General features: G+C 59.8%; 9 protein-coding genes. 7 read left to right on the forward strand and 2 right to left on the reverse strand.

What is annotated here, in order from left to right; translation table 11 throughout:
• Positions 1-684: 684 nt before the first annotated feature.
• From Q9S52_RS09200 to clpB, 7 genes are all read left to right on the forward strand, one after another.
• Positions 685-3,330: a transglutaminase family protein gene (locus Q9S52_RS09200; protein ID WP_304708905.1), complete on the forward strand. Its 2,646-nt coding sequence runs from the start codon at positions 685-687 to the stop codon at positions 3,328-3,330.
• A 165-nt stretch (positions 3,331-3,495) separates the two neighbouring features.
• Positions 3,496-4,461, forward strand: coding sequence for a DUF368 domain-containing protein (locus Q9S52_RS09205; protein WP_304708906.1), 966 nt, complete (start codon positions 3,496-3,498; stop codon positions 4,459-4,461).
• A gap of 16 nt (positions 4,462-4,477) precedes the next feature.
• A complete protein-coding gene (locus Q9S52_RS09210) occupies positions 4,478-5,227 on the forward strand; it encodes a shikimate dehydrogenase (RefSeq protein ID WP_300728127.1) in 750 nt (249 codons plus the stop codon).
• Positions 5,228-5,286: 59 nt separating this feature from the next.
• Positions 5,287-7,335, forward strand: coding sequence for a dihydrofolate reductase (locus Q9S52_RS09215; protein WP_370649006.1), 2,049 nt, complete (start codon positions 5,287-5,289; stop codon positions 7,333-7,335).
• A gap of 173 nt (positions 7,336-7,508) precedes the next feature.
• Complete coding sequence (locus Q9S52_RS09220; protein WP_294591673.1) at positions 7,509-7,826, forward strand: DUF4286 family protein; 318 nt, start codon at positions 7,509-7,511, stop codon at positions 7,824-7,826.
• A 22-nt stretch (positions 7,827-7,848) separates the two neighbouring features.
• Positions 7,849-9,453, forward strand: a complete 1,605-nt coding sequence (locus tag Q9S52_RS09225; protein ID WP_304708907.1) for a glycoside hydrolase family 31 protein — start codon at positions 7,849-7,851, stop codon at positions 9,451-9,453.
• Positions 9,454-9,581: 128 nt separating this feature from the next.
• Positions 9,582-12,173: an ATP-dependent chaperone ClpB gene (gene clpB / locus Q9S52_RS09230; protein WP_304708908.1), complete on the forward strand. Its 2,592-nt coding sequence runs from the start codon at positions 9,582-9,584 to the stop codon at positions 12,171-12,173.
• A 101-nt stretch (positions 12,174-12,274) separates the two neighbouring features.
• On the opposite strand, the gene Q9S52_RS09235 is transcribed toward clpB, so the two are convergent.
• Together Q9S52_RS09235 and gltX are read right to left on the reverse strand one after the other, a co-directional pair.
• Complete coding sequence (locus Q9S52_RS09235; RefSeq protein WP_304708909.1) at positions 12,275-12,433, reverse strand: hypothetical protein; 159 nt, start codon at positions 12,431-12,433, stop codon at positions 12,275-12,277.
• Positions 12,434-12,661: 228 nt separating this feature from the next.
• Positions 12,662-14,197 carry a glutamate--tRNA ligase gene (gene gltX / locus Q9S52_RS09240; protein WP_304708910.1) on the reverse strand — a complete coding sequence of 512 codons (1,536 nt, stop codon included), beginning with the start codon at positions 14,195-14,197 and terminating at the stop codon, positions 12,662-12,664.
• Positions 14,198-14,368 lie beyond the last annotated feature (171 nt).

The raw sequence follows: 14,368 nt of genomic DNA on the forward strand, positions 1-14,368 counted from the left end.
GCGGGGACTTGGGCAGTGCTCTTGCGACCCTTTAGGGTCGCCGGCCTTGTCGCCCAGCGGCAAAGCCGCTCAGGGGAGTGGGCGACAGGCCGAATCCGACAGAAAAGGGCGGTGAATTGGGCCGAGCTTCTGCGACCCTTTAGGGTCGCGCGGGCCGAAGCCTCCCGCAGCGGAGGCCCGCAACTAACGTTGCTGTGGGCCCCGCAGGCTTCGGCCGCCAACGTCAACCAAAGAAGGTAGGGTAGAGGCTGTCGGATTGCTTGGGGTAGACACAGCCATTAAAAGACGCTGTGCGTCCCTCCCGAGGGGGAGGCTTCGGCCTGCGCGGCTCTACGAGCCGCAGGAGTACAAATAGGGTGCAGGTATTGGGGTAGACACAGCCAGTAAGAGACGCTTAGCGTCCGTTTATTCCGAGAGGCAACGCAACTGACAACCGTGGGCGCGATCGGGCGCGTTGTTGGGGTGGAGACCCTGCGTGGCGAAGTCCATGAACACGCCGCTAGTCCCGCTAAAGGAGGAAGACCAACTGTACCCGCCGTTGCCGATACCCCTTGCTATGCCCTCCCAGCCCGCGCGACCGAAGTCGCGGTAGCCCGGGGCGGGGACGAACGATACCCGAATCCCGAGAGTTCGGCGCTCGGAGAGACATGTTGAACATACCTAAAAACATTATACCCAAACACCATGAAGAAAACACTTTTTGCCGCATGGGCCCTCGCCTTGCTGACCGCCTGCGGCGGCAGCGACCGGCTGGTGGAGCAGGCGCAGACCCGGCAACGTGTCGCCGAACGAGTCGCCGAACGTGCGGACTGGCTTCCCGAACTGCCCGCCGAAGCCACCCCGAAAGAACGGGACGGAATGGAATTTCTCTATGCCTACATGCCCGTCGGCGATGCCACCGATTATGCACCGGAACTTTATCTGGCCAACGTGCGCGCCTCGCTTCGGGCTGCCGAAGAGATGCCCTGGGGACGGACGGTGCCGAACGATCTGTTCCTGCACTACGTACTGCCGGTACGTATTAATAATGAGAATCTGGATACCTCTCGCGTGACCTTCTACGACGAGTTGAAAGAGCGCGTCAAGGGGCTCAGTATGGAAGAGGCCATTCTGGAGGTGAACCACTGGTGCCACGAGAAGGTGATCTACACGCCGAGCGACGGCCGTACCATGTCGCCGTCGGCAGCCGTGCGGAATGCCCAGGGGCGGTGCGGCGAGGAGTCTACCTTTACCGTGGCCGCTCTGCGGGCCGTGGGGATTCCCGCGCGGCAGGTCTATACCCCGCGGTGGGCGCATACCGACGACAACCACGCCTGGGTCGAAGCATGGGCCGACGGGAAGTGGTACTACTTCGGAGCCTGCGAACCGGAACCGGTGCTCGATATGGGGTGGTTCGACGGCCCCAGCAAGCGCGGGATGCTGATGCACACGAAAGTTTTCGGCGATTATCTCGGCGACGAAGAGGTGATCGGCCGCACCCCGCTCCATACCGAAATCAACGTCACCCACAACTACGCTCCGGTGGCGACCGCGACCATTGTGGTGCGCGATACGACCGGTGCGGCAGTACCGGGCGCATCGGTGGATTTCGGGATTTATAATTATGCCGAGTTTTATCCTGCTGTGCGCAAAAAGGCCGATGCCGAGGGGAAAACCACGATGACCGCCGGGTTGGGCGATATGCTCGTCTGGGCGACCGACGGGGCTGACTTCGGATACGAAAAACTCTCGTTCGGGAAACAAGATACGCTGGTGATCGTTCTGAATCGTCGGGGCGGAGCGGGCAAAAGCTATGCCGCTGCGTTCGACATCGTTCCGCCGGCGGAGGGCAAAACCGCGGATCGCGTGACGCCGGAACAACGGGCTGCCAACGGGCTGCGGCTGGCACAGGAGGACTCGATTCGGAATGCCTATATCTCCGGCTGGATGTCGAAGGAGGATGCCTTTGCGCTGGCGCAGCGGATCGGTGCCGATACCGCTCGGGTGTGGAACGCGATTTCGACGAGCCGCGGGAACTGGGCGGAGATCGCGAAATTCCTCTCCGAGGCGGCGAAGTTGGGTGAGTTGGTTACAGCTTTCGACCTGCTGGATGTCGTTTCGACCAAAGACTTGCAGGACACGCCGGCGGCGGTGCTCGCCGACCACCTGACGGGGGCGGTGGCTTATAAAGACCGGCCGTATTTTAAGGAGTATATCCTCAACCCGCGGGTGGGACGGGAGCTGCTCGTACCGTATCGGTCGGCGATGGCCTCCGAACCGGCGACCATCGAGGAGATTATCCTTAAGGCGAAGGGGGTGGAGCTGGTAGACAGCCTCAACCCGAGCCGGCTGCCGATCTCGGCCCTCGGGGTGCAGCTTTCGGGGATGGGCGACCGGGCGGCCCGCGACCGTTATTTCATCGCCATGGCGCGCAGCAAGGGGATTCCGGCGCGGCATGAACCGGTGACGGGACGGTTGCAATACTACGATCTGTCGGCGACGTGCGGTGTGGATGCTTGGCGGAACGTCGATTTCGACGGCGAAGCGGCTTCGGCGGCTGCGGCGAGTGCCGTGCCGCGCGGGACGTTGATGGTGAACTACGTGCCGAGCAAACACAATGACGATCCGAAATATTACAGCCACTTTACGGTGGCGCGTTTCCGGAACGGGCGTTACGAGACGATCGAACTGAGCGATCCGGACGCGGATATGGGAGCTGCGGGGTCGTTGTCGGCGATTTTCCGGAAGCCGGTGGTGCTGGAGGCGGGCGACTACATGCTCACGAGCGGCACGCGGATGGCGGACGGGACAGTGCTGAGCGAGGTGCGCTTCTTCCCGATCGAGGCGGGCGAGCAGACGACGCTCAATATGACGATGCGCGAGGACGACAATGCCGTGCAGGTGATCGGCACGATGAATCCGGAGTCTAAATTTCTGGCCCAGGGGGCGACCGAGCCGCAGTCGATTCTTTCGACTACCGGCCGGGGGTACTTTGTGCTGGCTTTGTTGGAGGCGAAGAAAGAGCCGACGAACCATGCGCTGCGCGACATCGCCGCCTTGAAAGCGGAGCTGGAACAGTGGGGTCGGGGGCTGGTGTTCCTCTTCCCGACGGCGGAACAGTTGGCGGCGTTCGACGCGTCGGAGTTCGGCGAGTTGCCGAAGACGATCACCTACGGCGTCGACAAAGGCGGCGAGGTGGCCGGGATGCTTCGGCAGTCGCTGGAGTTGACGAATATGAACGATTTGCCGGTCTTTGTGGTGGCCGATACGTTTGGCCGGGTGGTGTTCGTTTCGCAGGGCTACCGGATCGGGCTGGGCGAGCAGATGATGAAGGTGATCCGCTCGTTGTAGGCGAGGATTGCTTTCTCGCAACGAAAAATCAAGCGGGCTCGGAAAAAATCCGAGCCCGCTTTTTGGATGGCAAGCTTGCCAAGGGATTCGGTGGGGGCGGCGAGAGGGAAATTGCTTGAAAAAAGGTATCTTTGTCTTTTCCGGTAATTCGAATACTTCTTCTCTATGAAATCGAAAAGAAACTATCCCCTGCTGGTGCTCAAGGGCATCGGGATGGGGGCCGCCGATGTGATTCCAGGCGTCTCGGGCGGGACGATCGCTTTTATTACGGGGATTTACGAAGAGCTGGTCGGAGCGATCCGATCGTTTGACCTCACGGCGTTGAGGCTTCTGGGCCGGTTCGACCTGCGCGGATTCTGGCGCCATATTCACGGCGGATTTCTCTTCTCCGTGCTGGCCGGGATCGCCATCTCGGTCTTCTCGCTCGCCAAACTGATGAAATACCTCTTGGAGAGCTATCCGATCTTCGTCTGGTCGTTCTTCTTCGGACTGATTATCGCCTCGTCGTGGCTCGTGGCGCGCGAGGTGAAACGGTGGGGGATCGGCACCGTCGTCGCTTTGGTGGCGGGAGCCGTGGCCGCCTATGTGATTACGGTGCTGAGCCCGGCGTCGACGCCGGATGCGTGGTGGTTTATCGTGCTCTCGGGGGCGGTGGCGATCTGCGCCATGATCCTGCCCGGGATTTCGGGGGCTTTCATCTTGCTCTTGCTGGGCAAGTACGCCTATATTATCGGGGCGGTATCGACCTTTAATGTACCGGTGCTGCTGCTGTTCGCCGTGGGAGCGGTGGTGGGGATCGTCAGCTTCTCGCACCTCCTTTCGTGGCTGCTGGCCAAGTATCACGGGGTGACGGTGGCTTTGCTGACCGGTTTTATGGTGGGGTCGCTCAACAAGATATGGCCGTGGAAACGGGTGGTGGAGACCTATACCAACAGCCACGGCGAGGTGTTGCCGCTGTTGGAGCGGAATGTGCTCCCGGGAGCGTATGAGCAGCTGACCGGGCAGCCGGCGCTGTTGGGCTGGGCCATCGTGTTTATGGCGGTGGGATTCCTGCTGATCTGGGGGATCGAGCGGGGAGCGACCGTGCTGTCGCGGCGGCGGGTGGCGGAACAAGAGGCTGCCGGGCATTAAGAAACGACAGGAGACGATGAAAAGATATGGGTTGATAGGTTTTCCGCTCGGACACTCCTTTTCGGCGGGCTATTTTGCAGCGAAGTTCGCGGCGGAGGGGTTGCAGGGGAAGTGTACGTATGAAAATTTTCCGGTGGAGCGGATCGAGGAGTTGAGGCGGGTTTTGCCGGAGGATATCTGCGGGTTCAACATCACCATTCCGCACAAGCAACATATCCTGCCGCTGTTGGCGGAGATCGACCCGGAGGCGCGGGAGGTGGGAGCGGTGAACTGTGTGCGGGTGGCGGCCGACGGCTCGTTCCGGGGCTACAATACGGATGTGTACGGTTTCGAGATGTCGTTGCGGGAGATGCTGCGGACTTTCCCGGGCGAGCTCTCGTCGCTGAAGGCACTGGTGTTGGGAACGGGAGGCGCGGCCCAGGCGGTGCATTACGTGTTGAACAAACTGGGGATTGCTTACGTCGAGGTGTCGCGGACGGCGGCGGGAGCGGCTCGGCTGGCCTATGAACAATTGACGCCGGAGATCGTGGCGGAACACCGGCTGATCGTCAATACCACGCCTTTGGGGATGTACCCCGATCGGGATGCCCGGCCGGCTCTGCCTTATGAGCGTATCGGGGCGGGGCATTACCTCTACGACCTGATCTACAATCCGGCCGAGACCGCTTTTCTGCGCGAGGGACGTCGGCGCGGGGCGTGGGTGAAGTGCGGGCTGGAGATGCTGGTGCTCCAGGCGGAGCGCAGCTGGGAAATCTGGAACGAGTGACCTCGAAGGCGGGGCAGAGCCGACTGGAAACAAAATATAACGAACTCAAAATACAGACGATGAAACAGAAGACCGGCCTGGCGGCCGCTTTGCTTATGACCACACTATTGACCACCGGTTGCGGAGCCGACCGCAACGCAAAGGATGCGCAGGCGGAGAACTTCCAATGGCACATCGACCGATTCGACGACATCAACGTGCTGCGCTATCGGGTGCCCGATTTCGACAGCCTCACCCCGCGGCAGAAACAGTTTATCTACTACCTCGGTCAGGCTGCGCTCTGCGGACGGGATATTCTCTACGACCAGAACTGCAAATACAACCTCCCGGTACGGCGGACGCTCGAAGCCATTTATACGACCTACGACGGCGATAAGACCGCCGACCAGTGGCTCGCTTTCGAAAAATACCTCAAAAAAGTCTGGTTCGCCAATGGCGTGCACCACCACTATTCCGGCGACAAGTTCACCCCGGAGTTCAGCGCGGAGTATTTCGACACCCTGCTTGCCGCTACGCCTGCGGATAAGTTCGGAGATATTCAGGGGACGCTGCTCGACACCGTGAAAGCCGTGATTTTCGACCCGACGCTCTATCCGAAACGGGTCGATCAGACCGCCGGCGTGGATATGATCGCCGCATCGGCCTGCAACTACTACAACGGCGTGACCCAGCAGGAGGCCGAGGCGTTCTACACCGCCCTGACCGATACCACCGACCGGCAGCCGGTCTCTTACGGGCTGAACAGCCAGCTGGTCAAGGGGGCGGACGGGAAGATTGTCGAACGGGTCTGGTCGGTCGACGGGATGTACGGGCCGGCGATCCGCGAGATCGTCAAATGGCTGGAACGGGCCGCTGCGGTGGCCGACACGCCGGAACAGGAGGCCTATACCCGGACGCTGATCGACTACTACAAGACCGGCGACCTGAAGCGTTTCGACGACTACAACGTGGCCTGGGTGCAGGACACGAAGTCGACGGTGGACTACGTGAACGGGTTTATCGAAAACTACGGCGATCCGCTGGGGTACAAGGCTTCATGGGAGTCGACCGTGAACTTCAAGAATCTCGAAGCGACCAAGACGACGCAGATTATCAGCGACAATGCCCAGTGGTTCGAAGACCATTCGCCGATCGATCCCCGGTACCGCAAACCGCAGGTCAAAGGGGTGTCGGCCAAGGTGATTACCGTAGCGATGCTGGGCGGCGACTGCTATCCCGCGACGCCGATCGGGATCAACCTGCCCAATGCGGACTGGATCCGGCGCGACCACGGTTCGAAATCGGTGACCATCGCCAATATTACGGCGGCTTACGATGCGGCTGCGGCCGGGAACGGCTTTGCCGAAGAGTTCATCCTGCGGCCCGAAGACCGTGAGTTGCGCGCGAAGTGGGGGACGGTGGGGAATAACCTGCATACCGACCTGCACGAGTGTCTGGGACACGCTTCGGGACAATTGGCCGAAGGGGTGCGGGGCGACGAGTTGAAAAACTACGGCTCGACGCTCGAAGAGGCCCGGGCGGATCTGTTCGCGCTCTACTACATGAACGATCCGAAGCTGGTCGAGTTGGGGGTGATTCCGACGCTCGACGTGGCGAAGGCCGAGTACAACAACTACATGATGAACGGTTTGATGACGCAGCTGACGCGGATCGAGCCGGGCAAGAATATCGAAGAGGCGCACATGCGTAATCGGGCGTTGATTGCCGGTTGGGTCTACGAGCGGGGCAAGGCGGATCGGGTGGTGGAGTTTGTCACCGAAGCGGGGAAAACGTATGTGGTGGTGAACGACTACGATAAGTTGCGGGAGTTGTTCGGCGAGCTGCTGCGCGAGATTCAGCGCATCAAGTCGGAGGGCGATTTCAAGGCGGGGATGGAGCTGGTCGAACAGTATGGCGTGAAGGTCGATCCGACGTTGCACGGCGAGGTGTTGAAACGGTATGCGGCGTTGAATATAGCTCCTTACTCGGGTTTTGTGAATCCGCGGTATGTGCCGGTGCTGGACGAGGCAGGGGCCATGACGGATGTCCGGATCGAGTACCCGACGGATTATGTGGATCAGATGCTGACCTACTCGTCGGAATACTCGTTCCTCCCGAATCGGAATTGATCGGGGGCAATTGTTTCAGACCGGACAGCTGTCATGTATTTGCGTTGGGCGCACGGATAAAGAATTGGGGTAGAGACTGCCCTTTCCGAGTGCCGGAAGGCATCGCCCGCCCGGCGTCCGAAATCGGCCCTATACCGCCCGAAACCCTGAAACCAGACAGATTTGGAGAAACCATGTATATCGTAAATACCACCTTTATTGTCGAGCCCGCCGTGCATGAACGGTGGTACGACCTCTTTGTGAGGCAGTTCGTACCTTTTTTGCGCGCCGGTGGGTTCGGCAGCGACCAGACACGGATGGTTTTCACCCGCGTGCTGACCGATCACGGCGATCCGCATTACACCTACTCCTTGCAGGTCGACGTGCCCGACACAGCCGAATACCAGCGATTCATGACCGAAATGATCGGTGAATACGCCTCCATCACCGGCCCGCTGTTCGGCGAGCAAACCTTGTATTTCACCTCGTTACTCAAGAAAATAGTCCTTTGATCAGTCAATTATAGCCAATCCGATGAAAAAGAACCGATATCTCTCGATTTTTCTGGTCTCGATCGTTTTGTTGACAGTGTGCCGCACCGCCTCCGGACAGCATAAGAGCGAAATTCCGGTGCTCGCCGGAGAGCGGTGGTGGGGAGCTTATACGGCTCTCGGTGCCGCCATGCCTTTCGAGGCCGCCGACCGGAGCTATCGGTTAGGCGCGGATAACCTTCAAAACCAGTCCGCTCCGTTCCTCGTCTCCAGCCTCGGACGGTATATTTGGAGCGACGCGCCGTTCACCTTTCGGTTCGACGGGCGGAAATTCCTCATCGACTCGCCCGTCGGAGACGTTCGGGCTGTGAAAGCCGGGAAAACCTTGCGCGAAGCCGTGATTCTCGGCAAAAACGCCCGGTTCCGATCGAACGGACAGACCCCGCCCGAACTCTTTTTCAGCCGGCCGCAATATAATACCTGGATCGAACTGCAATACGACCAGAGCCAGGAGGCCATCGAACGCTACGCGGACGACATTCTGGCCCACGGCTTTCCGGCCGGGATACTGATGGTGGACGACAACTGGCAGCGGTACTACGGCAACTTCGACTTCAAAGCCGAGCGCTTTCCCGATCCGAAAGCGATGGTCGACCGGTTGCACGCCAAAGGGTTCAACGTGATGTTGTGGATATCGCCGTTCGTGAGTCCGGACAGTCCGGAATTTCGCGAATTACAGTCCAAAGGCTTCCTTATCAAACAAAAAGGAACGAACAAAGCCGCGATCATACCGTGGTGGAACGGTTACAGCGCTTGTTACGACCTGACCAACCCGGCGGCGTTCGCTCATTTGCAGCGTCAGCTCGAACGCATGCAGCGGGAATATGGCGTGGACGGCTTCAAATTCGATGCCGGGGATACCTATTTTTATGATCCTGCCACCCAGGATTATCACGACAAGAACGCCCGGGCGGTCGATCACTTGCAGCGGTGGGGCGAACTGGGGAACCGGTTCCCGTACAACGAATATCGTGCCGCCTGGGGATTGCAGGGGTCGCCCCTCGTGCAGCGGCTCGCCGACAAGAACCACAGCTGGGAAGCCTTGCAACAGCTCGTGCCCGAGATGATCAATGCGGGGATTTTGGGGTATCCTTACACCTGTCCCGATATGGTCGGAGGCGGTCAGGTGGCCGATTTTTCCGCCGAAGCGCAGGAGCGGCTGGATCAGGATTTGATCGTCCGATCGGCCCAGCTGCATGCCCTGATGCCGATGATGCAGTTCTCGGTCGCGCCGTGGCGCGTGCTCGACGCCGAACACCTCGGCTACTGCCGCGAAGCGGCGAAACTGCACGAAAAAATGGCCCCCTACCTGCTCGAAACCGCCGCACAGGCGGCCAAGACCGGCGAACCGATGGTGCGGAGCATGGAGTACATGTATCCCAACAAAGGGTTCTGGGACTGTCGCGACCAATATATGCTCGGGGCGAAATACCTCGTGGCGCCTGTGGTGACGGACGAAGGCAAACGCACCGTGCGGCTGCCGCGCGGGACATGGGTGGACGATCAGGGGAAACGCTTCAAAGGGCCGTTGGTGATGGAGATTTCCGTGCCGCTCGGCCGCATTCCGTATTACGAACTGAAACGGTAGAACCGCTGGTTCGGAGAGTGGCGGAAGGGGTGCTTGACAAAATGTCAGGCACCCCTTTTTTGGCAGGAAGTTTGCAGGATTTAACGGGCAAATAACCGGAAATAATTATAAAATCTATAAACACCATTATGACAACCAGTAATTTAACCATCAAGGCGCAGGAGCTGCTCCAACAGGCGGTGAACCTCGCCGTCGCCGGCGGGCAGCAGGCTGTCGAACCGGCCCACATCCTGAGCGCCATGCTCCGCGAGGAGGACTCCATCGGCGTCTACCTGTTGGGCAAAGTGGGAACCAATATGACCGCCCTGCGGACGGCTGTGCAGAACGATCTCTCTCGCCTGCCCAAAGTGCAGGGCGGCGAGCCCTACCTCTCCTCGGAGAGCAATCAGGTGATGCAGAAAGCCATGCAGGCCACCACGCAGTTCGGCGATAAATACGTTACGCCGGAACACATTCTGCTGGGGCTGGCCGAAGTGGGGCGGCTGCTCAAGGACGCCGGCGTGACCGCCAAAGAGCTCTCCGCGGCGATTAAGGAGCTTCGCAAAGGGACGACCGTCGACAGCCAGACCAACGAACAGCAGTTCGACGCGCTGGGCAAGTATGCCATCAACCTGATCGAACAGGTGCGCAAAGGGAAACTCGACCCGGTGATCGGGCGCGACGAAGAGATCCGGCGCGTGCTCCAGATTCTGACCCGGCGCACGAAGAACAACCCGATTCTGGTCGGCGAGCCGGGGGTCGGGAAGACCGCCATCGCCGAGGGGCTGGCCCATCGGATCGTGGAGGGCGACGTACCGGAAAACCTGAAAGACAAACAGCTCTTTTCGCTCGATATGGGGGCCCTGATCGCCGGGGCCAAGTACAAAGGCGAGTTCGAAGAGCGGCTCAAAGCGGTCGTCAAAGAGGTGACCGATTCCGACGGACAGATCATCCTCTTCATCGACGAAATCCATACCCTGGTCGGCGCTGGCGGCGGCGAAGGGGCGATGGACGCCGCCAATATCCTGAAACCGGCGTTGGCGCGGGGCGAACTGCGCTCGATCGGGGCGACGACGCTGGACGAGTACCAGAAGTATTTCGAAAAGGATAAGGCGCTGGAACGGCGGTTCCAGAAGGTGATGGTCGACGAGCCGAGTGTGCCCGATGCCATTTCGATCCTCCGCGGGCTGAAGGAGCGTTACGAAAATCACCACAAGGTGCGGATCAAAGACGAGGCGATCATCGCTTCGGTCGAGCTTTCGCACCGCTATATCACCTCTCGGTTCCTGCCGGACAAGGCGATCGACCTGATCGACGAGGCGGCAGCTAAGCTTCGTACCGAGATGAACTCTGTGCCCGAAGAGATCGACGAGCTCGACCGGCGGGTGCGGCAGCTCGAAATCGAACGCGAGGCGATTCGCCGGGAGAACGACGACAAGAAGGTGGAAGAGCTGACCCAGCAGATCGAAGAGCTCAATGCGCAGCGGAACTCGCTGCGGGCCAAGTGGCAGGGCGAGCGCGACATCATCGAGGGGATTCAGAAGGAGAAAGAGGCGATCGACAACTTCAAGATGGAGGCGGCCGATGCGGAACGGCGCGGCGACTACGGTCGGGTGGCCGAGCTGCGGTACGGCAAGATACAGGAGTCCGAGAAGGAGATCGAACGGTTGCAGGCGCAGCTGGGCGAGAACCAGAACGACAATCCGATGATCAAAGAGGAGGTCGATGCCGAGGATATCGCCGGCGTGGTATCGCGTTGGACGGGGATTCCGGTGAGTCGGATGCTGGCCAGCGAACGCGAAAAGCTCCTCTTCATGGAGGACGAGCTCCACAAACGGGTGATCGGTCAGGACGAGGCGATTCGGGCCATTTCGGATGCTGTGCGGCGTTCGCGGGCCGGGTTGCAGGATCCGCACAAACCGATCGGCTCGTTTATTTTCCTCGGGACGACCGGGGTGGGGAAGACCGAGCTGGCCAAGGCGTTGGCGGAATTCCTCTTCAACGACGCCAACCTGATGACGCGGATCGACATGAGCGAATATCAGGAACGGCACAGCGTGTCGCGGTTGATCGGGGCGCCTCCGGGATACGTGGGCTACGACGAAGGGGGACAGCTGACGGAGGCGGTGCGGCGCAAGCCCTATTCGGTGGTGCTGCTCGACGAGATCGAAAAGGCTCATCCGGATGTCTTCAATATCCTGCTTCAGGTGCTGGACGACGGCCGGTTGACGGACAACAAGGGCCGGACGGTCGACTTCCGCAACACGATCATCATCATGACGTCGAACATCGGGTCGCACATCATCAATGAGCGGTTCGACGGGCTGAACGACAAGGAGATGACGGAAGAGAAACGGGACGGAATTGTCGAATCGACGAAAAACGAACTGATGGATCTGCTGAAACAGACGATCCGTCCGGAGTTTCTGAACCGGATCGACGAGATCATCATGTTCCTGCCGCTGACGCTGACCGATGTGCGTCAGATCGTGACGCTCCAGATCAACTCCCTGACGCGGATGCTGGCCCAGAGCGGCATCGAGCTGGCGGTGAGCGATCGGGCGGTGGACTGGCTGGCCGAGGACGGGTTCGATCCGCAGTTCGGGGCACGGCCCATCAAGCGGTCGTTGCAGCGGAACTTGGTGAACGAGCTGTCCAAACAGATTCTGGGCGGCAAAGTGAACAAGGAGAAACCGGTGCTGGTGGACGCTTCGAAGGCGGGCTTGACCTTCTCGAACTAAACAGCGCCGAGGTATAAGAGAAGCGGGGGCGCAACTGTTGTTACAGTTGCACCCCCGCTTTCTGTGTTTTCGACCGGTTCGTACTTGCTATCCCTTCCCGTTTATTCCGAGAGGCAACGCAACTGAAGACCCAGGCCACGGCTGTCCACGTTGCTGGGACTGAGGTACTGCGTGCTGAAGTACAAGAACCGCCCGAGGATACCACTGACCGCAGACGACCAGCTATAGCCGTGGTTGCCGACGCCGTCCAGCGCGCCCAATCGCCCGTAATTGCCTGCGTCGCGGTAGCCCGGTGCGGGGTACCAGGCGAGCGGGGTTCCCGCGGTGCTGTCGTCCGTTACCTTGTAGAGACGACCGTTGGTGGCCTTGTAATGACCGTCGCCGTACTTCTCACCTACGACACCGTCCGAATAGTACGGGAAAGTCCCATTTAACGGCGTGGTGGCGTCCCGCGTAAAGTCAGACCCTATCGGTCAGTCGGACGGATGCTATCCAAGTATCTCGTGCGCCCGTTCGATCCGTCGCAGGAACTCTTCCCGGCCGATCAGCTCTGCGATGTCGAAGAGGTTCGCCCCCGTGCTCGACCCCACCAAGGCCAAACGCAAGGTATTCATTACTTTACCCATCGGCAATCCCTGCTCCTCAATCCACGCGTGCGCTTTCGCTTCGAGGTTCGGAGCCGTGAAGTCTTCAACCACCTCTAACTGCCGCCGCAGGTTCTGGAGGTGTTCCGGATTGTTGTCTTTCCAGAATTTCGCCACCGCTTTCGGGTCGTACTCCTGCGGAGCCTCGAAGAAGTAGGCGGCCAGCGGCCACAGATCGCCGATGAACGTCGCCCGCTCCTTGATCAATCCCATTATGCGTTCCACTTTCGCCACCGGGATATCCCGATGACCGTGTGCCGCCAGCACGGGCAGAAAGAGCGCGGTCAATTCCGCGTCCGACTTGTGATGGAGGTATTGCGCGTTGAACCACCGGGCCTTTTCCGGGTCGAATCGTGCGCCCGACTTGCTCACCCGTTCGAGCGAGAAGAGATTGATTAACTCCGGCATCGAGAGGATTTCCGAGTGATCGTTGCCCGGGTTCCACCCCAGCAGTGCCAACAGATTCACGAATGCTTCCGGGAAATAGCCGTCCTCGCGGTATCCCCTGGCTCCCTCGCCGCTGTCCTGCGGCTTCCATTGCAGCGGGAAGACAGGGAAACCCAACTTGTCTCCGTCCCGTTTGCTGAGCTTGCCCCCGCCGGTCGGCTTCAGCAGCAGCGGCAGATGGGCGAACCGCGGCATCCGTTCCTCCCAGCCGAATGCCCGGTAGAGCATCACGTGCAGCGGCAGCGACGGCAGCCACTCTTCGCCCCGGATCACGTGGGTGATCTCCATCAGGTAGTCGTCCACGATGTTGGCCAGGTGGTAGGTGGGCAGCGCGTCGGCCGATTTGTACAGCACTTTGTCGTCCAAGGTCGAGCTGTTGACCGTCACATGCCCCCGGATCATGTCGTCCATCTCGATGGTCTCTCCCTCCGGCATTTTGAACCGGATCGTCCACTGGTCGCCCCGCGTGATACGTGCCTTTACCTCCTCCTCAGGCAGGGCGATCGAGGTGGCTAATTTCGTCCGGACGGCATAATTGTAGGCGAAGGTCTCTCCTCGTTCTTCGTACTCTTTCCGAATGGCTTCCAGCTCTTCCGGGGTGTCGAAGGCATAGTAGGCCCACCCGTCTTTGACTAACTGTTCGGCGTATTTGAGGTAGATTTCGCGCCGTTCGCTCTGCCGGTAGGGGGCGTGCGGCCCGCCGACGCTCACTCCTTCGTCGATCTCGATGCCGCACCATTTCAGCGATTCGATGATGTAAGCCTCGGCGCCCGGCACGAACCGATGAGAGTCGGTATCTTCGATCCGTAGCAGGAAAGTGCCACCGTGCTGGCGGGCAAAAAGGTAGTTGTACAATGCGGTGCGCACGCCGCCCATATGCAGTGGCCCGGTGGGGCTGGGGGCGAAACGGACTCTCACAGGTCTGTCGTTCATATCCGGTTCTCTTTTTTCGTGTCACGAAAATACAAACTTTATTCCATTTCCGGGGAACGAAATGCTGCCGAAAAATCATTACATTTGTCAATATAGCGATTGCTTATCGTGCGTAGTTCTTTGTGCCTGCTGGAACCGTACCTTTCTTGAAAGAAAGGTACCCAAAGAACT

It is taken from the genome of uncultured Rikenella sp. (assembly GCF_948810725.1).
Classification (GTDB): domain Bacteria; phylum Bacteroidota; class Bacteroidia; order Bacteroidales; family Rikenellaceae; genus Rikenella.

What these genes read in the sequence shown, in the direction of transcription:
- Q9S52_RS09200 (WP_304708905.1), top strand. Translation starts at nt 685, where the DNA reads ATGAAGAAAACACTTTTTGCCGCATGGGCCCTCGCCTTGCTGACCGCC.
- Q9S52_RS09205 (WP_304708906.1), top strand. Translation starts at nt 3,496, where the DNA reads ATGAAATCGAAAAGAAACTATCCCCTGCTGGTGCTCAAGGGCATCGGG.
- Q9S52_RS09210 (WP_300728127.1), top strand. Translation starts at nt 4,478, where the DNA reads ATGAAAAGATATGGGTTGATAGGTTTTCCGCTCGGACACTCCTTTTCG.
- Q9S52_RS09215 (WP_370649006.1), top strand. Translation starts at nt 5,287, where the DNA reads ATGAAACAGAAGACCGGCCTGGCGGCCGCTTTGCTTATGACCACACTA.
- Q9S52_RS09220 (WP_294591673.1), top strand. Translation starts at nt 7,509, where the DNA reads ATGTATATCGTAAATACCACCTTTATTGTCGAGCCCGCCGTGCATGAA.
- Q9S52_RS09225 (WP_304708907.1), top strand. Translation starts at nt 7,849, where the DNA reads ATGAAAAAGAACCGATATCTCTCGATTTTTCTGGTCTCGATCGTTTTG.
- clpB (WP_304708908.1), top strand. Translation starts at nt 9,582, where the DNA reads ATGACAACCAGTAATTTAACCATCAAGGCGCAGGAGCTGCTCCAACAG.
- gltX (WP_304708910.1), bottom strand. Translation starts at nt 14,197, where the DNA reads ATGAACGACAGACCTGTGAGAGTCCGTTTCGCCCCCAGCCCCACCGGG.